Genomic DNA, 22,279 nt, shown 5'->3' on the forward strand with positions numbered 1-22,279 from the left:
TGATGGGTCTCCGCTTCTTTTTATTTAACGACATTAATTTTATCCCTATTCAACCGGCTGTACAAAAAATCCACCACATGCATGGCCTGCATTCGATCACTCATACCGTGTTTCTCGATGCCATGCTTCATCTGCAGCAGGCAGCCCGGGTTGCTCGTCAGGAGAACATGCGCCTCTGTCTTCTTCACATGCTCCATCTTATGATCGAGTATACTGCCTGCCATCTCTGGTTGAGTCAGGTTGTAAATCCCTGCCGAGCCGCAGCATCGATCAGATTCGAACAATTCGACGAACTCCGCGCCCTCCACCCGTCGTATCAATTTTCTCTGCGCATCCGAGCTGCGCATCACATTGCGCAAATGACAGGATTCCTGGTAAGTGATTCGCGTCATAGGTTCTTCATCCATCGAGCCGAAGGTATGCGGCAGATTCCCTTGATCCGCCAAGATTTTGCTGATATCGATCGTACGGGAAGCGAACCATGCCGCATCTTCTCTCCAATCCGGATCATCATGCAATAGATGCCCATAATCAACCAATAGCGCGCCGCAGCCACCGGCATTCGAAATAATCCAATCGACGCCAGATTCTCTAAATGCGCGGATGTTGCGTTTGGCCAGCTCTTTGGCGTCCGATTGCTCGCCGCTATGCGCATGAAGTGCACCGCAGCAGTTCTGAGTCTCCGGGATCACGACATCGAATCCTGCAGCAGTAAGAAGGCGTACGGTATTGATATTCGTCTCCGTAAACAGGATATCCATGATACAGCCACGGAATAAACCAACCGTAGCAATTCTAAGTCCATCAGCCGAATGTCGCGTACCGATCGACTCGATGACGCCTTTGTCGGATGCATCAGGCAAAATCTTCTCCATGTCTCGCATATGTGCAGGAAACAGATTCATCAGTCCTGCATTTCTTACAAAGTTGCGTAAACCGGATTGTTGATAGAATCGAAGAGCTCCGCCAACCATTCTCACGCGATTCTGATAAGGGAAGACGCCCTTGAAAGCCACTTTACGCGCAAGCTTAACCCACCAACGATGAGAAACCGTATGCTTCTCTACGGCTTCCCTTGCCTGTTCGATGAGTTGACCGTATTTCACATCCGCTGGACAAGCAGGCTCGCATGCACGGCAGCCCAAGCAGTGATTCATTTGCGCCTCGAACTGCATGTTAGGCTCCATAATCCCGTCGACCACGGCCTTCATTAAGGCAATCCTGCCCCGTGGGGATTCCGCCTCTACCCCCGTCTCGCGGAAGGTCGGACAAGCTGGCAAGCAAAATCCGCAGCGCATACAGTTGGTCAGTTGATCGTAATCAAGCGACAACTTTAATGTATTCGCCATCGAACTGCATGCAGGCTCAGTCTTCGATGTTAGAGGCGCTGCCTGGAACGTATTGGACTGTAACTCTGTCTTAGCCATGTTGAATAACCACCCTTTTACGCGTCTCTTTAGCAAATAATTTACCGGGATTAAGGAGATTGTGCGGATCGAATGCCTGTTTGATCCCTCGCATCATGTCGATGCCCGCGCTCCCCACTTTCCATTCCAGATAAGGAGCTTTCACTATCCCGACGCCGTGTTCGCCCGTAATCGTGCCGCCAAGCCGAATCGCAGCCTCGAAGATTTCTTCGAAAGCCGCTTCGACGCGATGCACCTCTTCTTGATCTCGGGCGTCCGTCGTTGCGGTCGGATGTAGATTTCCATCGCCAGCGTGGCCGAATGTACAGATTTGAACTTGATATTTGGCGGCGATCCGGTTAATCTCGAGTACCATATCGGCAATCCTTGAACGCGGTACAGTCGCGTCTTCTAGGATCGTCGTTGGGCGCAATCGGGCCAGTGCTGTAAATGCACTACGACGAGCCGTCATCAACTTCAATGCATGCTCTGCCGTCTCAGCCACCTCGACTTTTGCAGCGTTCTCACTTCGACAGATCGAAGCGATCATGTCGATATCTCGTTCAACCATTTCCATCTCACCATCTTGTTCAATGAGGAGGATGGCTTCCATATCGAGCGGCAGGCCAAGCTTCGCAAAATCGTCCACGACGCGGATCGTCGGGTTGTCCATGAACTCCAATGTTGCCGGGATTATCTGACTCTTAATAATTTTGGATACGGTGCGTGCCGCCCCATAGAGATCCGTATACATTGCCAGCATTGTCTTCTTGTATTTGGGCGGAGGAATAAGCTTCAGCGTCGCTTCGGTAATCACCGCAAGCGTCCCTTCCGATCCGACCAATAGCTTGGTCAAATCATAACCTGCCACATCTTTCATCAGCTTACCGCCTGTACGTATGATCTCGCCGCTCGCAAGAACTGCTTCCAGCCCAATAACGTAATCTTTGGTCGTCCCGTATTTGAGACCGCGGAGTCCGCCGGAGCATTCTGCGATATTCCCGCCGATGGTCGAGATGGCCATACTGCTCGGATCTGGCGGGTAGAACAAGCCTAGACTCTCCACGTGGGCAATGAACTCCTTCGTGATGATGCCAGGTTGTACAGTCGCTGTCAGATTGTCCAGATCAACATCGAGAATCCGATTCATCCGATACATGACCATCACCACGCCGCCTTGCACGGGGACGGTCCCACCACATAAGTTCGTACCTGATCCTCTACTGATCAGTGGAATGCGATATTGGTTCAACACTTTCATGATCGCTGCGACCTCAGCTGTACTGCCTGGATAAATGACGCCATCTGGGAGAGCCTGCTGCATAGGCGTCCCATCATAAGAATGCGTCACAAGCGTCTCTGGATCATTACGAAAAAATGAACCCCCCACAATGGCGCGGAGCTCGCGAATAACTACTTCCTCCAGCATATTCAACACCTCTGCATATGAAATAATAAGAGTTGCAAATTAGTCAGGTCATCTGATGACTTTATGTCAGGAATAGTATACACTAGAATATATAACATGGAAACCACATTTTGGAAGGATTGAATCAAGACGATGAGTACGCTGCAACCTAGGCCGCTTAAAAGCTCCGATTGGGTCATACAGGACCTCACACGAAAAATAGAAGATAATATCCTGCTCGCCGGTGAACGACTTCCGTCTGTCGTCGATCTGGCCCTCCAATATCAAGTCGGTCGCTCAACCATTCGGGAAGCACTCAGTTCCCTGAAGGCGATGGGGATGCTCGATATCCGGCAAGGAAGCGGCACATATGTCAAAGAAAAGCCTACTCAGCATCAACATCCGGCTCAGCTCTACCCAGACGCATGGGTAAGCCGCGCCAAATCGCTCAAGCACATTCTTGAGGTCAGGCGTGTACTCGAATCAGGATGCGCATCCCTCGCCGCGAATAATCGAACGGAACAAGATATTGTACGACTAGGTAATATCCTTCGCGAGATGGAGAACATGCTAGATGACGAGATGATTAGTGAACAAGCCGATGTTCAATTTCATGAGGCAATAGCACATGCAACCCATAATCCCGTTCTATCCGATCTGATGTCCTCCCTATCCCAGCAGTTTCACGATTCGATGAAGGACAGCCGCGCCTTATGGTTCTATGCCGAACGCTCATCGGCAGAACGCTTACTTCGAGAACATCAGAATATCTATGATGCGATCGCAGGTAGCGACGGCAAGCGAGCGCAAGAGCTAATGGATCAGCATATTGCCAAGGTCGAGCGTGTGCTAGATGATCATCAATCTGCGAGTTCGTCTCTACAAAATGACGCAGAATGATGCGATATGAAAATAAGTGAAAAAGGCCGGAACGCGTAACGTTTGTTACCCCTCCGGCCTTTTCGTATGTCGAGCGAATGCTAACCTTTTTAGCTTATCTATTTATTTCAATGTGATCTTCTTTTTCCATGTTAGCTCATTGCCTTGCTCATTATGGAACAGGAATTTGACTTCACCCGACTCGGCGCTCATCGACTTCGGATACATAAATCCTGCGAACTGGCCGTCACCACTTATATAGAAGCCGTCTTCTCCATTCGCACCGTGCTGGGCTGCTTCTTGCAACGTATTCGTGATATGACTCTTCGAAGAGTTCCACTTCATTTCAGTGAGTGAATACCCTTCAGGCAGCTGCTTCACTACAAAATCAAAGCTTTTTTGCTCCGATGGCTTCGGCGTCTGATCTATAATAATCAGTATTTCTTGGTCCGCTTGCTTTGTATCCTGCCCACTTGTTGGCTCCTCTTGCTTGACTGGCTTGGTCTCCTGTGCTGTTGAACTCGTACCTGATGGCGTACCACACGCACTCATCACCATCAATACGCCCCCAAATATAATTAACATCATTAAACGTTTTATTTTCATACCGCATCTCCATTAATTATACTAGAATTTATTACACCACTTGTTCCAACGTGAAATGAAACTCAACCCCATTGCCTGTATTCGCCACGCCGTATTCACTGCCATGCAGCTCCAAAATGTGTTTGACGATCGCTAGACCCAGTCCCGTACCGCCGGTTTTACGATCACGAGAACGTTCTGCTCGATAGAATTGATCCCAAATCCGGTTCAGATCTTCCGGTGCAATCTGCGCACCCGCATTAGCGATAGTAACCGTAATCTTGCCTCGAGGAGTACTCTTCAGATCAATTCGGATTGTGCTGCCCATCGACGCATGCCGAACGGCATTGCTTAGTAAATTCAGGATCACCTGCTCGATCCGCCGCGGATCTGCATGAACGATCCAATCTTCTTGATCCCCTTCCACCACGATTAGTAGCTGCTTGCTCTCCAGCTGCTGTGTGAACGATGCGGTCACGTGTCGAATGAGCAACCCAATAGTCAACGCTCTCGGATGCAATTGGATTGCTTTTGCCTCGAATTTGGAGAGCTCCAGCATATCCATGATCAATGCATTCATCCGATCCGTCTCGTTCACGATGAGCTGCAACACGCCATCTCGACCAACTTCTTTTGGTATCCTACCACAATGGCATCATGAATTAATTAACTACATTATTTATTAATGGCATATACGAAAATATGATCATCCTGTAGACGAATCCACACTTCCCCGTCTCCGACCATGACGCCTTGCCAGTCCACAAACATTTTCTATGCTTTTTGCGCTTTTAATTTCTTCTTCACCTTGTCCGTCATAATCTGATTGTATTTCTCGATAAACTGCTTTTTCGACTTGATCTGGACCGTTTTTCTTTTATGGATTTGCTGAAAAAATCGGTAAATTCCGCTGGATTATCGATGCCCGCCACCTCATACGGGTTCTCCATGGCATGAATAGCATAGACCGCAAGTTGCTGGTCGATGACGCTTATCCACATCTCGCCTTCGCCGATCATGATCCCATTCTGATTGACGAATACATCTTCAGCATTCTGCGCGAGCAGCTTCTTTTTCACATAGCTTGTCATGATTTGATCATACTTTTGCACGAATTGCTCACTGGTGTAGATGATTGTTTTCTTGTCATTTTTGATCAAGTTCAAGGGATAAGACATATTCGTAGCTACTTCGTTAAGATTATCCTCTGCAACTGCTTTTTGCAATTTTGTAAGAAAAGCAGCGAACACCTTCGGGTCGTCTATGCCGGCATTGACAAGTGGATTTTCCCGCTCGCTCTTCACCGTTTGCACGGATGTTGTCGCTTGACTTGCTGTTGGTTTTGCAGGTTCTGCCCATACTTGACCAACCAATGTTCCGGCTGTGATGGTTAATGCTAATAATATCGCTGTTTTTTTCATGATTTGTTTCCCTCCGTTTTCTGTATACAAATCACAGTATAAAGGGCCGATGTGTACTTCATGTGTACACTCGATGAACATTGAGGGCTATATCGCGCACAAAAAAACCGCGATTATCGCGGTTCATTAGAACACAATCCATGATATGACGATAAACTGCACGGCACCGATAATCTCGAGAATCCCTGACTTCATCGGACGCACTTGCTTCCTGCCAAGAGAAACGTACGGATAAGTGGTACAACGAAGGGAAGCGTCATCCAAGGATAGCCGCATGCCAAGGGCACGAATAAAATCAATACATGGTAGATGCGTGCCGTAGCCTCCCATTTCGGATTACCTCGCTCACGGAAGATCGTCTTCACGAAGAACGCCGTCCCCATAAAATACAAGAAGTTAAACAACGTCACCACCAGCATCGCCTTATTCCAATCGCCGCCTCCGTACAAATAAGCAGCAGCTCCCCCCAAGGAAAAAAACAGAATCGCGCACAGATCGTTTACGATGGCTCGCTCCGATTTCTCCTTCACCTACTTCATTATGATGATGTTCGCCGCCGTCCTGTTAAGAGCAGCAATAGAAATGAAATAACCACCATAGAAATCGTCCACAACCATGCCATCGTCATATTCCCTGAATCGACTGCAACGAATATCGCCGTAGGGACGGTCTGCGTTTTCCCTGGGATGTTACCCGCGATCATCAGCGTCGCACCGAATTCCCCTAAACTGCGAGCGAAGCTTAGGATATAGGCGGTGATAAGCGATGGGAATGCAAGCGGCAGCGTAATATAGCGAAAAACCTGCCATTCGCTCGCACCGATCGAACGCGCGGCATCGACAAGTTGGTAATCAATGCCGCGAAAGCCTGTCTTCATCGTCTGATAGACGAGCGGAAACGCGACGACAATAGATGCAATGACCGCAGCACCCCACGAGAAAATAATCGGCGCGGAGAACAGCCATTCCGCGAACTGTCCGATCCAGCTTCGCCGTCCAAGCACGACGAGGAGCAAGAAGCCGACGACCGTCGGCGGCAGTACAAGAGGTAACAAAAAGGCGGTCTCAAGCAAAACCTTTCCTTTCACCTTACTTCTTGACATCCGCCAGGCCGAGGCAACACCTAACAGTGTACTGAGAATACTAGCAGTCAACGCAACCTGGAGGGATAATCGAATAGGCGTCCATAATTGAGCCCAATCGATTGACATCATGCTCATTTCGAATGCGGTGTGGAGAATCCGTATTTCACGAAGACATCCATTGCATCCTTCGATTGCAGATAATCGTACAATTGTTCAGCTTCAGTGGCATGGGTTGTCGCTTGGACGATACCGATCGGGTATGTAATCGGCGTATACAAAGTAGGATCTACGTTGTAAGCAATCTTCACTTGATTCGTTGTTAATGCATCCGTTTTATACACGAAGCCCGCGTCTGCATTGCCTGTCTGAACATATTGCAATACTTGGCGCACGTCTTTTGCTTGGACCAATTTGGACTGTATTTCATCCCATACGCCTGCGCCCGTAAGTGCCTCTTGCGCGTATTTTCCTGCGGGAACCGACTCAGGAATGCCGATTGCAATTTTCTGGATTTCCGCTTTCAGAAGGTCTTTCGCTTCTTGAACAGACATCGATGTGTCGGCAGCAGTAATCACTGTAAGTTCATTAGCGAGCAGGTTCTTCTCTTGATCCGGCGCGACCAGCTTCTTGTCGACGAGTGCCTTCATGTTCTTCGAAGCTGCAGAGAGGAACAGATCCACAGGCGCTCCTTGCTCAATCTGCTGCTGCAAAGCGCCGGATGCCCCGAAGTTGAAATGAAGCTTCACCCCACTCGTCTTCGCTTCATAATTTTTCTGAATTTCTTGCAACGCATCGGTTAGGCTGGCTGCTGCGGAGACCGTTAATTCAACCGTTTCCCCTTTTGGCCCTGAGTCTTTGTTGGCTTGTTGGTTCCCGCATGCTGAAATGACAAGAACCGTGATCACCAACATAACAAGAAGGCTCAACCTTCTTTTCGCTAAAAAATGTCTCATACAGTCTCCTATCCGCCAATTTGCGACATTCTGCGTGCCGTAGGCGTATGTGATATGGTTACATCATCATTTAGAAAATGTGACATTTCGTGATTCTCAGGCTTCGTTCCGAGGGCATCGAGGAACATTTGGCGGATCGCCTCGTCATTCCCGACCACGCTTCGGATATGGAATTGCTCCGTCCAGGCAAGACACGGCTTGATATAACCGTCTGCTGTAAGCCTTAATCGGTTACAAGTCTGACAGAAGTGCTCACTAACCGGGTGGATCAATCCAAAACTCCCTAACGCTCCGTTCAGTTGGTAATTCTCTGAAGGGCCATTGCCTTGAATTGTCGCGATCTTATCATAATCCCATTGCAATTCTGCACAGACTTCCATTACACGCGAGAGCGGCAAGTACAAGTTCTTCCACGTCGCATCACTATGTCCAATCGGCATATATTCAATGAACCGGACATGGATATCCCGATCCAGCGTTAACCGGATAAAATCCGCGATCTCATCATCGTTCAACCCTCTCATGAGCACCACGTTCAATTTGATAGGACTTAAGCCCGCCATCACGCAAGCATCGATGCTATCGAGCACCTTCCGGACATCTCCGCCGCGCGTAATAATCTTGAACCGATCCGTCTGAAGTGAGTCCATACTGATGTTCACGCGCGTAAGTCCAGCTTCCTTCAACGCACGTGCCTTTGGCGCGAGAAACATCCCATTCGTCGTTAGCGCGATATCTTCAATTCCTGGGATGCTAGCAATCATCGCCACGAGCTGTTCCAGGTTCTTACGTACTAACGGTTCGCCGCCCGTTAACCGGATTTTGCGAATCCCCATGCCGGCAACGACACGAACGACTTCGGCAATTTCTTCGAAGGTCAGGATCTTCTCCGACGGCTCGAATTCCATCCCCTCTTCTGGCATACAGTAGATGCAGCGCAGATTGCAACGATCGGTCACGGATATCCGCAAATAATGATGCTCTCGTCCATATTTATCTATTAAACGGGGAACGTTCATCCTGCTACACTCCTTTCCGGTATTACTTCTGATCTTCCTTCGGAATATCTGGTAATATTGGTCGACCTTCCTGATAGACCTGTTGATTTAGTTGATCGCCAATCCATTCGGAGCCGTCTTCGCCATGTTCTTTTTTCCAGATGGGCACAATCTGCTTAATCCGTTCAATGACGTATTCGTTCGCTTCATAGGCTGCTTTGCGATGCGGCGAGGAGACGGCGATCACGACGGCGATATCCGATATCTCTAGCCGCCCCACGCGATGCGTCACTGCAACAACGGTATTTGCCCAGCGCTCACGAACCTCTTGCCCGATCCGCTCCAATTGCGCGACCGCCATGGTCGGGTAGGCTTCATATTCTAGAAATAACGTCCGTTTGCCATGAGTCAATTCACGCACGGTGCCTAGGAATAACGTGATTGCCCCGGCTTCCCTCCGCTTGACTTTATTCGAGACATCCTCCGGTACGATCGGTTGATCCGTAATCACAAACATCGAGCTGTTCATTCGCTCACTCCTATCTCATTAACCGCTTACTTGTTCTCACGCACGTAATCGCCGCTTTTACCGCCTTGCTTTTGTTCCAAATACGTCGGGCCAAGCACCATGTCCTTATCGATTGCTTTGCACATGTCATAGATGGTGAGACCGACGACTTGGGCTGCCGTTAAGGCTTCCATCTCGACACCGGTAACCCCCGTTGTCTTGACCTGCACCCGGAAGGCTAACGTCTGCTCATCTTCGACCTCGAATGTAATATCAATGCCCGTGAGCGGAAGCGGGTGGCACATGGGAATGAGATCTGCCGTCTTCTTCGCGGCCATGATGCCGGCCACTTGGGCTACCGCCAGCACATCCCCTTTGCCGATCGATCCTTCTTGGATGCGACGTAACGTCTCTTTACGCATGTGGATCTGACTCTTAACGACCGCGAGACGCTTCGTCTCGGCTTTGTCCGTCACGTCAACCATATGGGCACGGCCTTGATCATTGAAATGCGTCAATTTTTCTTCACTCATTTGCATAACCCCTTTCTTAACCGCCGCTGACTGGAGGCAGCAATGCCACCGTGTCATTCGGTGCTATGACATAGGACGATTCGACAAATTGTTCATTGACTGCAATCATGACATGATCGAGCAATAGAGCCGGATAGCGATTCTTGAGCTCTGCCATAAAATCTGCTACCGAGATCGGACCTAGCTCTAACTCCATGCTGGATGTACCTAACTGTTCACTCAAATGGGCAAAACATAATAGTTTCATAAGTTCACCTTCCTGAATTTAATGCTATAAAACATTTATTAGGTTAAATATCGAAGATACAGCTTCTTGGCTTCGAGCGGATCGGAGGTTCCATGGATTAGTGCCCTACCATCTTGGAAAATAACGAGACGATATTCGTCCTCTTGAATTTGGAGCAGATACGGATTCGACTTCACTTTGGCGTGCAGTTGCACAGCATGAGAGGCTACCAGATTCAAATCTAGCGGCTCTTGACGCGGATAACGAATCCAGACGGAATCTCGACCGCATAACGCTTCTGTTCTCATCGCCGACTCCGACTTCAAATAAGGATAGCTCGGTTGTAACCCGCATGTCGGACAAGACTCGCGCTTACCCGGTATATGCATTCGAATGGATTGATACATATTCGACCAAAGATCAAAGACCGTAAATCGATCCGACATCTGTGCTCGATTCCCAGATAGCCACTTAAGCGCTTCTGCCGATTGCATCGCTACGACCATCTGCACCGCTGGAGCAATGATCCCCTCTCGATCACAGGTCGCAGAACCGACCGGTATCCGCTCCAATACGCAATGCAGGCATGATGTCTGCCCCGGAATAAAGTTGCTAACCGCTCCATAACTTCCCGAACACGCGCCATAGATCCACGGAATTTGGTAGCGATAAGCGACATCATTCAAGATATATCGAATTGCAAAATTATCTGTTGCATCGAGCATCAAATCAACCTTTGTATGATCAAGTAAAGCTATAAGATCAGAGGCTGTACAATCCATGACATGCGCGTGCACGGTGATGTCCGAATTGATCTGCCGGAGCCGATTGGCCGCCGCCACAGCTTTGGGCAATTGATCAATCGCATCCTGCTCGCAATAGAGTGACTGCCGCTGCAGATTACTCCATTCCACATAGTCACGGTCGATGATTGTAATCGTTCCGACGCCTGATCGTGCTAAGAGTTCTGCATTCCCAGAGCCAAGCGCACCCGCTCCCAGGATCAGAACATGCTTCGTCATTAATTCTTGTTGACCTTCGGTACCGATCGGACTGAAATTCTGTTGTCTGCTATATCGATCATGAGACATGTGGGTTGCTGCCTCCTTTCCATTAGAACACTTCCAACTATAAATCATATCGTTCCTAGGTTATTTTGTATAGGACATTGAACGGTTCGTCGATGTTTTACTTCAATAAACAGGTAAAAATTTTATCGTTAAAAACGTTTCATAAATATTGTTATGTCAACAATCATTGTCTAAAGGTTTGTGTCGCTATTTTCATCCTTGCTTATACCAAACATATGTTCTATACTCAAGAAAAGAGCATATGTATGCGATATACGGAGAAAAAAGGAGATTTCGAGAGTTATGCTAGAACGCAATATCGATATTGAGCAGCGAATGACCCACTATGGCGTACCTGGACTGTGTATGACGCGTATCCAAGATGGCCGACTGGTACATACAGAAACCTATGGGGAGCGAGAAACGGGTATTTCGGATCGGATTCATCCATCAACGATGATGAACGCCTGTTCCATTACCAAATTCTTAACAGCCATGCTCGTGATGAAGCTTACGGCGCAAGGATTCGTCGATCTAGACGAGAACGTCAATGATCGGCTTACTTCTTGGGAGGTTCCTGAGAATACCTATACGCAAGTCTATAAAGTGACCCTGCGTAATTTGCTATGTCATCAGTCTGGTATTATGGATCCGACAGGGAGCTTCCAAGAACGCCATGAAGATCAATCACCACTCCGCATGGCCGATCTGTTAGATGGGAACACGCCCTATTGTATCGAACCAGTCACGGTGAAGTACGAGCCAGGCAGCGAGTTTCATTACTCTGATGCGGGCTATTGTGTCATTCAGCAACTGATTGAAGACGTCATGGGGAGACCATTTGATATGATCTTGGAAGAGTTGATTCTATCGCCACTCCACATGACGAACAGCCTAATCTTACAAGCGATGCCAGTAGAACATCTCGATAGATTCGCAAGTGGGCATCACCGAAATGGAGCGGTTGTGCCCCGCACCTATACGATTTATCCCTATCCGGCTGCCGCGGGTCTATGGTCTACTTCAGAGGATCTCGCTCGCTTGACCAAGGAACTCTTGGACTCCCTTCGTGGGCAGGGTCAGCTCGGGATCCCTCAAGCTTATGCAAGAGAAATGATCACAGCACAAGGCTGTAGAGAATGGACAGGTCTAGGCGTATTCCTTAACGAATCTGGACAAGAAACCATGTTCTCATCGTTAGGTTGGGGTGTTGGATATCAATGTATGATCACCTGCGATCCCGCTTCAGCATCAGCGACTGTCTTCATGACCAATGGGGACACCGGCGTACATCAGCTGGAGGGACTGATCGGCGAAATCATACGAGCAATGTAGCGAGCCAACACAAACAGACTGGCGATCCAATTGAAAGCCAGTCTGTTCCTCATGATTTATGCCGTTAATGAAATGACTTCCAGAACTCCCCTTCAGTGTTGATCAAGCTCATGATCGAGGCAAATGGAATCGTGAAGGTAGGGAAACCCGCAGCATAAGGGCCGATCTCATAAGGTGCGAAATAGATATGAAGGGCATCCTCCGACACGAAGAAAGGCTGATCCGGCTTGATTCCCGTGTAGCTGCCTGGGAACACATACGAATATTGCGGATCCTCTTTAATCTGCTGGCCAATAATTCGGCTGAGCTCATTCACATAATCGCTATCGGGCTTGAACAAATCTTTCAGAGCATACATGTGACCATTCGTTAAGTTGATGATGGCGTACGTCATTGTCGGCATGCCGTGCGCAGCGCCAATCGGATAATTGTAGCCGGTTAACTGCAGCTGCAGCAAATCCCCTTTATAGAAAGTAACGTCAAAATCGCCATCATATGTGTAATCGAGCTTCTTATCCGCTGGAATCGGCTTCACCTGCGACATGTCTTTCAGCTTCTCATTCACGATTCTCTGTGCTTCAGCACCCGACATGCCTTCGACTTGCGGATAGTAGACGAGATAGTTCGCATTCGGCTTATACTTCTCTTCCCGCACCGCATAGGGGGATTGCAGTGGAATAACTGTATTCTGCCGCCAGATTACGTGCCCTTCCCGGTCAATATAGGACAGTCGACGATCGATGTAGGCTTTGATGAAGTTTTTGCGTTCCAGCGACAGCGTGCCCCTTCCTTCAACTCGAGGATAACCTGAAGCGGGTCTCCCCGTCCGATCAATGAAATACGTCTGCGTGGCATCGCTGGCCGAAGCTAATCCTTCATTGAAGTTCTCAATGTTTGTATAGAGGAAATCCGATAATCGCTTGCCGTTCCAATCTGCGATAGCAAAGTTCGAACCGATAAAGGGTTGTTCCGGATCTATCGCATTCCCTAAGGCGAACCGCTCCTCACCAAGATCACGAATATCGTTATACCCAGCCGGAATGACGAACTCACCTTTTTGGTTAATTACGCCGTAACTCGATTTATAATCTTCTGCCGTATTGACAATTGCCCTCCCGTCATGGAAAGGTAGTGCCATCGTAAATGTCGGCGGAATGACAATATTTCCTCGTTGATCAATATATCCGTATTTCCCAGCCGTATCTTGCTGAAATGCTAGCAGTCCGTCACCCCGTGGGCCGACAAAGGCAAACGAATATGTAGCGAGGCGCCGTCCATTCGGGTCAATGAGCGCATATTCTTTATCTTTCACTTTCACGACCGCTTTACCGTCGTCAAAATCTCCTGCTTCATCGAACTGTGCAGGGATCGCCTCGTTACCCTTTTCATCCAAATACCCGTATTTGCTCTTATTGTCATGCGACACGTAGAAGACCGCACGGCGATCTTCCAAATCGGCGATGAAGGAATACGCCTTTGGTGTTAGTACATTTCCCTGTTCATCAATCATTTTGAACCCTTCATGATCAATTACGATGGCGCGTCGATCCTTAAAGGGGTTAATCGAATCATAGATAGGCTGTACCACGTAACGTCCTGATGCATCGATTACACCATACTTCCCTTTCTCACTTACGATGGCTAAGCCATTCTTTTGGAAATCACGTGCATCGTCGAATCGCGGCTGAAGGATCATCTCGCCTTTGGCGTCGATATAACCCCATCGCTGGCCGGATGCAGTCTTAAGTGAAGCAGGAAATAGTCCAACCGACCGCCTAGACATATCCTTCTGCTCCTCTAGCATCTGTTTAATTTTGCGTTCAAGATCTAATAGAACCTCACGTGAAGGATAGGATGAGTGAAAGTTTAGCGCCTTGCGAACCGATATGAGCGCAGATTGTGGCATCCCCGCATGATATTGTGCGTCAGCGAGGTAATACCAGTAGAACGGATAGTCCGGATGTAATTCTGTCAATCGTTCGTAGTAATGTACGACGCGGGGAAAATAGTACGAATAAACCTCTGGCGCTGGCACGAACGCATTATCATGCCATTTAATCACCACGACCCGATAGGCTTCTCCTGTATCATGAATCCAGAGCGCGATATCAGCCGTGCCACTTTTACCTGTTGGTCCCGGCATATCTTCCACTTCAATATGACTGTAATACAGATTGTCAGGTGCAATATCTCGAAGACCATTCGGCGTCAACGTATACACAGATAACTTGGACCAGATCGAACCAACCTGCCAACCAACGAGGAGATTGTTCTGATCAGGCTGAACGATCGGTGCAGCGGTCAACAACGTGACCCCATATCCCGGGCCTTTTACCGTAGCAACCTGCTCCCACTTCCCGTTGATCAGCTGCAGCACAAGCAAGTATAGCTCTTGATTGAGACGGTATACGGCAATGATTTCTGGCGAAGTGCCACCGGTTAAATGAACAGTATGGATAGCCGGATGTGCGCTGGGCTTGTCGATTAAGATGAGTTCCGCAGCTGGTGGCAAATGTGCCTTTACGACGTGTATCCATTGCTCTATATTGTCGGACATACTATCATCCTCCTTTTTCCCTCTTTCTTCGCCTAATCGTATGCGGTTTATCGGAAGATATGCTTGCCGATGATGATCCTTAACACTTTTACGGGAAGATTGTTTCGCATGCAATGACACGCTGGAAAATGCATACAAAGCAAATGATCGGGGTATACCAACTTCAATTGTTTACAGAGGAAATATATAGAAGAGGACAAGCGATGTCGGAAACATCTACACTTGAACAACGATTGAAGCATATGGCGCAATCCTTCGGGGAGAGTCCTGAACTGGTTGTACGCAGAATTAGTATTGGCAGCCAGCATGAGATTGGTGTCGGACTGCTCTATCTCAGTCCCATCGTGGATGATGAGAAAATATTCCGTATTCATTATGCCTTAGAGAACCGCGGCAAGATTGTCTCGAAGATGGATGTCGATACATTCAACGGCGCTGAGATCCCCCCTTGGGCAATCTCACTTGGCATTCCTTCGGGTGACATCCAAGCGGCTCCATCCGAGGACAAGCTGATTACGGCCATTCTGAATGGCAATACCGTCCTATTATTCGAAAATGCACGTAACGGCGGCCTCATTGTATCAACCAGCGGGGGTGAGCATCGACAAGTATCCGAACCGACAACACAGACCACAATACGCGGAGCAAAAGAAGGCTTTACCGAGACCTTACAGACGAACATTGCATTAATAAGAAGACGAATCAAGAGCGAAGATTTATGGACGGAAGCCTATGTGATCGGTACACTATCCAAGACCGACGTCCATGTTATGTATATCAAGAGCAAAGTCTCGGAAGACATTCTTGCCGAGCTGCGCTCGCGACTCAAGAACATCAAAATAGAAGCGATTCTCGAGAGTAACTATATTGAAGAATCGATTCAGGACAGCACCTTCGGCATTTTCCCCACGGTGAATAATACCGAGCGCCCGGATGTCGCGGCAGCAGCGCTTTTGGCCGGAAGAATTGTCATTCTCGTCGACGGCACGCCATTCGTACTGATTATTCCTGCGCTCCTCACCCATTTTTTCCAATCGCCCGAGGACTATTATCATCGCTATGATTTCGGCTTAACACGAATCCTGCGTTATATTTCTTATTTGATTACGTTGCTGACACCGGGGCTATACATTGCCTTAACGACCTATCACCAAGAAATGCTGCCCACCACACTATTGATCAGCATCGCATCCCAGCGAGAAGGCATCCCGTTTCCGGCATTCATTGAAGCGACGATCATGGAGCTAACCTTCCTCCTGCTCTATGAAGCGGGAATACGATTGCCGCGTGCCGTAGGCTCCGCTATATCTATTGTCGGTGCGCTTGTCCTTGGCCAAGCTGCAGTCGAAGCGAATCTGATCTCTGCTGGCATGGTTATTATTGTATCGATTACCGCCATTACAAGTCAGATCTTTCCGAATGTGGAGCTGGGCATTTCGATTCGATATATGCGCTTTGCCATGATGGCGGTCGCCGCGGTATTCGGCCTCGTAGGCATGTTCATCGGTTGTATCTTGATCATCCTGCATATCGCGCACCTCAAATCATTCGGCGTATCTTTCTCGAAGCCCATCGCCCCCTTCAATTGGCGCGCTCAGCGTGATAATTTCATTCGTGTTCCATGGCGGCTAAGGGATTGGAAACGTATGGAGATGGAACATAAGTATACGGGCGACACGAATGCATCAACGAACAAATCGGAATGAAAGGAGAACGTTATGATCCGTAGATCTTTGCTGATCCTGTTGTGTCCATTGCTCATGCTTGCAACGTCTGGCTGTTGGAACCGTGCGGAACTCGATACGCTTGGAATTGCGACCGCGCTTGGCATCGACAAAGTTGATCATAATGAGTATTTAGTCTCCGCACAGATCGTCAATCCGATGGCCATCGGCAAAAAATCCAATGGCGATTCGCCTGTCTATATTGTGGAAGAGCGAGGAAAAACGGTCATTCAAGCGCTGCGCCGCATGACGACACAAATCCCGCGCAAAGTCTATCTCTCTCACCTCGGCATGATTGTATTTAGCGACCAGGTCGCGCGAGAAGGTTTAGCGCAAGTGATCGACTTATTCGTTCGAGACCCTGAAGTCCGTGCCGATACGTTCATGGTGATTGGCCAGAATGCACCTGCCAGTACCATTATCAGCATCCTACCCAGGCTTGAACAAGTCCCTGCCAACAAAATCTTCAAGACAATCCAAATGTCGCAGGCGAACTGGGCACCTACCGTCGGCGTACGGCTGGATGATTTCATTCAAGGAGCCATAAGTCTTGGTAGACAGCCTGTCATCACAGGCGTTAAGTTGGTGGGCAAACCGGAGGAAGGCAGCAGCTTGGATACATTTAAGAAATCTACGGGGATTCCATACATTCGGATTCCGACGATCGCCGTATTCAACAGTGCCAAGCTCGTCGGATATCTAGGGGAATCCGAGAGCAAGGGATTGAATTATATCCTTAACAACGTGAAATCAACGATCGGTATTCTCCCATGCAATAAGGGAATCTCAGCGCTTGAAGTTGTGAATGCTGAATCAACCGTGAAGAGCAAGATGATGAATGGCAGACCGGAAATCTTTATTCACGTCAAGGTTAGCGGCAACATTGCTGAGTTGAACTGCGACGAAGATCTATTGGAACCGGATGCGATTCGGATGCTGGAACAAGAAGGCAGATTGGAAATCAACCGCGTTATTCAGAGCACGGTCGATGCGGCCCAGAAAACATACGGCGTTGACTTTGTCGGTTTCGGGAATCGGCTCCATCAAGACCATTGGCGCCAATGGCGCAAAATGGAACGGAAATGGGACAAAATCTTCCCCACCGTCAAAGTACATATTGATTCCAAAGTAAAAATTTTGCGAATCGGCACCGAAACCAATCCGTTGAAATATCGAAGACAAGAAGCGTGGAAAGGAAACTTGGAGAAATGAAATACGTTAATGCCTTACTGGTGACCCTCATATGTGCAGGCATTCTCTTCCTGGACCTCCCAACTATCTACCGAAGCCAATCAAAGAAGGATCGGATCGTCTATTTGGTCATTTTAGGCATTGGGTTGATCTTGTGTTATCTCAGCATTTTCGATGCGCCTATCCCAAGCCCTTATCTCGTGCTCGGATGGGTCTTTTCACCGATGGGGACTGCCATTTATAACTACTTAACAGGAGATACCTACTAAGATGCAGGACAAACGAATCTCAACGCGGCAATTCACGATGCTCGTCATCATGTATACGATCGGGTACGGCATTCTTATCCTGCCGCATTTCTTAACCCTAACCGCGCGGCAGCAAGCCTGGCAGATTGTCGTCATCGGCTTTCCGGTCATTGCTTATGTTGCCTACTTATATTTTCGTCTCTTCCGTAAGCATCCACGCCTTGATCTCTTCGAGCTGATGGACCACATCCTCGGCAAATGGATAAGCCGCGTCTTCATCATCATTCTGCTATGGATGATCTTATTCGTCTCCTTGACGAGCTTGCTCAGTCTAATCGAAGGTTTCATTACCACGGAAATCATGACAGAAACGCCTTCGTGGACCTTTGCGCTCATGTTCATGTTCATTATCGTCGTCGGGATTAAATTAGGCGTACAGACCATATCCAAAGCAAATGAGATGCTGTTCTATATTTTCAATGTCTTCTTTTTCACCTTAATCTTAACGGTATTGCCCAAAGTACGCTCCGACCCACTCGCTATCAAATTTATCCCGATGTTTGAGGTTGGATGGCAGCCGATGCTGGTAACGTTCTTGAATTACTTTAGCGCGGTCGGTGCACCGCTTATTATTCTTCTTGCCTTTTTCCCAAAAGAGATTGAAAAGCCAGAGACGGCAACCAGGTCCTTCGTGCTCGGCACTTCGATTGGCGGGGTCTATTTGTTAATCATTCTGCTATGCTGCATTGGTGTACTCGGGTATGATCTAACGTCTACCGCGATTTATCCAAGCTATAATCTAGCGCAGCGCATCAACATCGCCGACTTCTTCACGCGGATCGAAGTTCTCATGGCAGCCAGCTGGTTCATCACGATCTATATTAAGCTCATCTTCTATTACAAGTTCAGCGTTCGGGGATTGTCTCACCTATTGAATATTCAGAATCAGCAACTGCTCGCTGTTCCGTTAGCGATCACACCGTTAATTCTGTCGTTCTATATCTATCCGGACATTTCTTCGTTGTTCAAATTCGAGATTACAATTTGGACTTATGCTTCCATTGCCTTCTTATTCGGCATACCATTGCTGCTGCTGACTGTTGGCAAACTGCGCAGAATGATCTGATGCATCGCGCAAAAGACACCCCTGCCTCAAGGTATCGGATAATCCGAAAAAGAGACAGGGGTGTAACTAGAATAAATACTTCATTCATTTCCCATAGGAAATATTCATTATTTCCCAGGCGAGCGCAGGATTCGATTGAAATCGCTTACATGTCTATCATTTTCGACGTTCATCGTCAGATGGAATCGACATTTTCTATCAATCCCGCCCGCTATTTCAGGATTTGATGGGCAATAGCAGCAAGATCGGAAATATCAATTTTGTTATCGCCATTGAGGTCTGCTCTCTTGACTTGCGACCAACCAGGGCTCTCGGATGTCATGCCATATGCAGCAGCCGCCAATGCAAGATCGCCAATACTGACTTTACCATCGCCGTTCACATCGCCGATCATTCCTGCCGCAATCTCCACTTGGACGGTGGACAAAGATGCGGATTGTTCATTACCCGTCTCATCCGCTACGGTCGCTTGACTTATTGATATCCGCCCCGTCCCTGAGGTTGACGAATCTTTCGCTCTCATCGTGATCTCCATAAGATCCGGATTTCCCGTCACGCCGGATAGAATCCCTTCGCTCGCGAGAATGAAGCGTTGCTTGCCTGACTCGAGTTGCTTCGTCGTTACGAGATTCACACCAGTTCGCAGCGATTTCGCAGCAATAAATTCGAATCGGGATGTGTCGTAGTCCAGCACGAAATCCTCTGCAAAGATTGGCGTTGCCACTTGGATTAGCCCTAGCTTTACAAGGAACGACTGCCCTGCACGAACTGAAGGGTCAGCTGTTAAGGTTGTCGCCGTTCCCTTTGAAGTTACGGTCACTAGACGGCTTGCGGTGAATCCGCCATCTTCCGTCGTTACCGTAATTGTCGCGTTTCCAGGCTTCAACCCTGTTAGTATTGCCTGACCTTGTATGGCTTCGAGTTTTACTGCTTGATCATTGCTAAGCTTCCAGTTGACCTGTTGGTTCGTCGCATTGGTCGGCAGTACGGTAGCTGTTAGCGTCGCCGTCTCTCCGACAGGCAGTGTGACGTCCTCAGGGCGAAGCTCAACGCCGGTTACACTAATCGAACGCGGATAACCAAAGACGAGGAACTCATCGATCTCCGTCCAAGGTCACCCGTATGTATCGCGCATCTCGCGTGAACGATTGTGTCTGAATCTTTTCTGTGCTGGTATGATTCATTCGATCTGCGACGGAGGTCCAGTTCGCATTGTCTGTCGAAACCTCGACATTGTACTTCCACAACACATTTTTCTCAAAATGAATTTCACTGCCAACTAAGCTGTAGATCTCGCCTAGGTCTACTTTCCACCACTTCCCTGCTGCTCCGCCATTTGCAATCCACCGCGTGGACTCATTCCCGTCATTTGCGTAAGATGCCGGACTCGACGCACTATCACTGCTAGCTGGCTTGTTCAGAGCTAGATTCGCCGGCTTCTTGCGAACTGTTACGGTGCTCATTGCGGTAAAGTTGCCATCCAGCGTGCGAACCGTGATCACAGCCGTCCCGGCCTGCTTGCCCGATACGATCGCTTTTCCCGCTCCGGATGATTGAACGCTTGCCACATTCGTCTTACTGCTCGTCCATGTAAGATGCTGGTTCAATGCATACATAGGCTTAACGTGGGCGGAGAGTTCTGCGTAACCATCTTCTATAACCGTTACAGTTGCTGGATCGAGCTCTACGCCGGTTACGGCGGGTCCTGTTGCCACAACAGTAACCTCTGTCGTCGCAGATAGCCCATCTACTCCCGTCGTTGCCGTAATCGTGGTAGAACCAACGCTTTTCGCAGAAACCAGGCCATTATCATCTACGGTCGCGACTACAGGATGGCTTGAGGTCCATGTTACCTGTGAATTCGTTGCGTTCACGGGAAGGACGCTCGCATGCAGCTTCAAAGAGGTGTTCGTATCTAGATTCAGCAGCGCATGGCTAGGATCAATCGTAATCGATGTCGGGTTCACTCCTTGAGATTGAATACGGAATTCTTTAAACAACGCTATTCCATTCTGGCTGCCAGCAGCAGTCATGAACAGCCCCACATCCTGCTTCGCACTCGCTTGTGCAATTGTCGCAGTTCCAACAGTTGTCCATTGAACGCCATCCAAGCTGCACGCGCCAGTATAGGTCGTTCCTGAGCGGGTAAGTCGAAGATAGCTTGGTGCAGTGTATCCTAACTTATTCACGTATGTCTCCAGCTTGCCGTCACCATTTGCATCATAGGACAGAACACAGCCATTGCTAGGCGTTACAGCGAAGTTCAAGAACCCTGCCGAACCGTTCGAAGATAGATCATTGCGTACGATGATGCCTGCTCTAGCCCATGGACCTGTAGTGTCCTGTTTCGTCACTTGCGTTGTGACCGTTGTGTTATCTAGCATACTGTCATCTGCATAGATTGCACCGAATTCATTCGTTCCGCCCCACAAATCGGCTCCTCCGCCATAAATACCGAAGGCGTTATCCAGTTGGGCGTATTTCGCGTTGTTGAAGGACACCGTTTGATATCGATTGCTTACTCCCTGTGAGATCAGAAGGTTTACTTGGGTCGTCGCCGTCTTCGTCCCCCCCTCTGCATCAAAAGTCGAAGTTAATGCGATATTGCGCGATAGTCCTCCGTTTTCAGAAGCGTTCTCTAGTAACATCGCTTGAAACTTCACCGTAAAGCTTGCCCCTGGTGCGAGTTGATCGATCTTAAGTGGCGTTATCGGAATCATGTTAAAAGAATCCGCGACGGGTACGACGGCACGAACATTCTTCACTGAACTAAAGCTGCTGTCATTCTTAATGATTCCGGTTATCGTAACAGGTTGCCCTGGTGTTACAATCACTTGATCGACACTTGCCGAGTAGCTTACCGTGCCTGTCGAACTTAATTCATTCAATACCTTCTGCGCAATGTGGACAATATCACCTTGCTGTTCAGTCGCATAAGCATTTTGTTGTCTCGACCAACCGTCCCCATTGGCGAACCAGTCGATGCTTATCGGGGTTGTATTGTTCATTAGCGCAGTCTTCAAGCTA

Annotated in this window: 22 protein-coding genes and 1 pseudogene; 6 read left to right on the forward strand and 17 right to left on the reverse strand. The window is 48.5% G+C overall.

Features of this window, described 5'->3' with window-relative positions; translation table 11 throughout:
• Positions 1–20: 20 nt before the first annotated feature.
• Both GCU39_RS08255 and GCU39_RS08260 read right to left on the reverse strand, forming a co-directional pair.
• Complete coding sequence (locus GCU39_RS08255) at positions 21–1,427, reverse strand: (Fe-S)-binding protein (protein WP_152393072.1); 1,407 nt, start codon at positions 1,425–1,427, stop codon at positions 21–23.
• Entirely contained in the window at positions 1,420–2,835 is a 1,416-nt protein-coding gene (locus GCU39_RS08260) for an FAD-binding oxidoreductase (RefSeq protein WP_152393073.1), read from the reverse strand. Before GCU39_RS08260 ends, GCU39_RS08255 begins: the two co-directional genes overlap by 8 nt.
• 132 nt (positions 2,836–2,967) lie before the next feature.
• Here GCU39_RS08260 and GCU39_RS08265 point away from each other — a divergent pair, with 132 nt between their 5' ends.
• Positions 2,968–3,714 carry a FadR/GntR family transcriptional regulator gene (locus GCU39_RS08265; RefSeq protein ID WP_152393074.1) on the forward strand — a complete coding sequence of 249 codons (747 nt, stop codon included), beginning with the start codon at positions 2,968–2,970 and terminating at the stop codon, positions 3,712–3,714.
• Between the two features lie 102 nt (positions 3,715–3,816).
• Here GCU39_RS08265 and GCU39_RS08270 read toward each other — a convergent pair whose 3' ends face one another.
• The 11 genes from GCU39_RS08270 to GCU39_RS08320 all read right to left on the reverse strand — a co-directional run bounded on the left by GCU39_RS08270 (position 3,817) and on the right by GCU39_RS08320 (position 11,092).
• On the reverse strand, positions 3,817–4,299 hold the full coding sequence (locus GCU39_RS08270) for a hypothetical protein (RefSeq protein ID WP_152393075.1): 483 nt from the start codon (positions 4,297–4,299) through the stop codon (positions 3,817–3,819).
• Between the two features lie 31 nt (positions 4,300–4,330).
• Entirely contained in the window at positions 4,331–4,891 is a 561-nt protein-coding gene (locus GCU39_RS08275; protein ID WP_227793490.1) for a sensor histidine kinase, read from the reverse strand.
• 202 nt (positions 4,892–5,093) lie between these two features.
• Positions 5,094–5,699: a hypothetical protein gene (locus GCU39_RS08280; RefSeq protein WP_152393076.1), complete on the reverse strand. Its 606-nt coding sequence runs from the start codon at positions 5,697–5,699 to the stop codon at positions 5,094–5,096.
• A gap of 191 nt (positions 5,700–5,890) precedes the next feature.
• Entirely contained in the window at positions 5,891–6,229 is a 339-nt protein-coding gene (locus GCU39_RS08285) for a hypothetical protein (protein ID WP_152393077.1), read from the reverse strand.
• 8 nt (positions 6,230–6,237) lie between these two features.
• Entirely contained in the window at positions 6,238–6,918 is a 681-nt protein-coding gene (gene modB / locus GCU39_RS08290; protein WP_193726829.1) for a molybdate ABC transporter permease subunit, read from the reverse strand.
• Positions 6,915–7,694 carry a molybdate ABC transporter substrate-binding protein gene (gene modA / locus GCU39_RS08295; protein ID WP_227793491.1) on the reverse strand — a complete coding sequence of 260 codons (780 nt, stop codon included), beginning with the start codon at positions 7,692–7,694 and terminating at the stop codon, positions 6,915–6,917. The genes modB and modA overlap by 4 nt, the downstream gene beginning before the upstream one ends.
• A 50-nt stretch (positions 7,695–7,744) precedes the next feature.
• Positions 7,745–8,755, reverse strand: coding sequence for a GTP 3',8-cyclase MoaA (gene moaA / locus GCU39_RS08300; protein ID WP_152393080.1), 1,011 nt, complete (start codon positions 8,753–8,755; stop codon positions 7,745–7,747).
• Between the two features lie 22 nt (positions 8,756–8,777).
• Positions 8,778–9,263: a molybdenum cofactor biosynthesis protein MoaE gene (locus tag GCU39_RS08305; RefSeq protein WP_152393081.1), complete on the reverse strand. Its 486-nt coding sequence runs from the start codon at positions 9,261–9,263 to the stop codon at positions 8,778–8,780.
• Positions 9,264–9,289: 26 nt separating this feature from the next.
• Positions 9,290–9,775 (reverse strand): cyclic pyranopterin monophosphate synthase MoaC, encoded by a 486-nt coding sequence (gene moaC, locus GCU39_RS08310; protein ID WP_152393082.1) that lies wholly within the window; start codon positions 9,773–9,775, stop codon positions 9,290–9,292.
• Between the two features lie 16 nt (positions 9,776–9,791).
• A complete protein-coding gene (locus tag GCU39_RS08315; RefSeq protein ID WP_152393083.1) occupies positions 9,792–10,022 on the reverse strand; it encodes a MoaD/ThiS family protein in 231 nt (76 codons plus the stop codon).
• 38 nt (positions 10,023–10,060) lie between these two features.
• Positions 10,061–11,092 carry a ThiF family adenylyltransferase gene (locus GCU39_RS08320; protein WP_152393084.1) on the reverse strand — a complete coding sequence of 344 codons (1,032 nt, stop codon included), beginning with the start codon at positions 11,090–11,092 and terminating at the stop codon, positions 10,061–10,063.
• 282 nt (positions 11,093–11,374) lie between these two features.
• On the opposite strand from GCU39_RS08320, the gene GCU39_RS08325 reads away from it, so the two are divergent.
• On the forward strand, positions 11,375–12,406 hold the full coding sequence (locus tag GCU39_RS08325) for a serine hydrolase domain-containing protein (protein ID WP_152393085.1): 1,032 nt from the start codon (positions 11,375–11,377) through the stop codon (positions 12,404–12,406).
• 64 nt (positions 12,407–12,470) lie between these two features.
• On the opposite strand, the gene GCU39_RS08330 is transcribed toward GCU39_RS08325, so the two are convergent.
• A complete protein-coding gene (locus tag GCU39_RS08330) occupies positions 12,471–14,963 on the reverse strand; it encodes a WG repeat-containing protein (RefSeq protein WP_152393086.1) in 2,493 nt (830 codons plus the stop codon).
• Between the two features lie 203 nt (positions 14,964–15,166).
• Here GCU39_RS08330 and GCU39_RS08335 point away from each other — a divergent pair, with 203 nt between their 5' ends.
• From GCU39_RS08335 to GCU39_RS08350, 4 genes are read left to right on the forward strand one after another with little or no spacing between them, the layout of a single operon-like run.
• On the forward strand, positions 15,167–16,669 hold the full coding sequence (locus GCU39_RS08335) for a spore germination protein (RefSeq protein WP_227793492.1): 1,503 nt from the start codon (positions 15,167–15,169) through the stop codon (positions 16,667–16,669).
• 12 nt (positions 16,670–16,681) lie between these two features.
• Positions 16,682–17,899: a Ger(x)C family spore germination protein gene (locus tag GCU39_RS08340; RefSeq protein ID WP_152393088.1), complete on the forward strand. Its 1,218-nt coding sequence runs from the start codon at positions 16,682–16,684 to the stop codon at positions 17,897–17,899.
• The gene (locus GCU39_RS08345) at positions 17,896–18,147 is read left to right on the forward strand and encodes a hypothetical protein (RefSeq protein WP_152393089.1); all 252 of its coding nucleotides are present in this window, start codon (positions 17,896–17,898) and stop codon (positions 18,145–18,147) included. Before GCU39_RS08340 ends, GCU39_RS08345 begins: the two co-directional genes overlap by 4 nt.
• Before the next feature lies 1 nt (position 18,148).
• Entirely contained in the window at positions 18,149–19,252 is a 1,104-nt protein-coding gene (locus GCU39_RS08350; protein WP_152393090.1) for a GerAB/ArcD/ProY family transporter, read from the forward strand.
• A 211-nt stretch (positions 19,253–19,463) separates the two neighbouring features.
• On the opposite strand, the gene GCU39_RS08355 is transcribed toward GCU39_RS08350, so the two are convergent.
• The 3 genes and pseudogenes from GCU39_RS08355 to GCU39_RS08360 form a co-directional block, all read right to left on the reverse strand.
• Positions 19,464–20,138, reverse strand: a complete 675-nt coding sequence (locus tag GCU39_RS08355; RefSeq protein ID WP_193726830.1) for a cohesin domain-containing protein — start codon at positions 20,136–20,138, stop codon at positions 19,464–19,466.
• Positions 20,139–20,354 (reverse strand): annotated as a pseudogene (locus GCU39_RS32480) (Ig-like domain-containing protein); the annotation flags it as partial.
• Positions 20,347–22,260 carry an Ig-like domain-containing protein gene (locus GCU39_RS08360; RefSeq protein ID WP_152393092.1) on the reverse strand — a complete coding sequence of 638 codons (1,914 nt, stop codon included), beginning with the start codon at positions 22,258–22,260 and terminating at the stop codon, positions 20,347–20,349. The gene GCU39_RS08360 and the pseudogene GCU39_RS32480, both read right to left, overlap by 8 nt.
• Positions 22,261–22,279 lie beyond the last annotated feature (19 nt).

Source organism: Paenibacillus guangzhouensis (assembly GCF_009363075.1).
Lineage (GTDB): Bacteria > Bacillota > Bacilli > Paenibacillales > Paenibacillaceae > Paenibacillus_K > Paenibacillus_K guangzhouensis.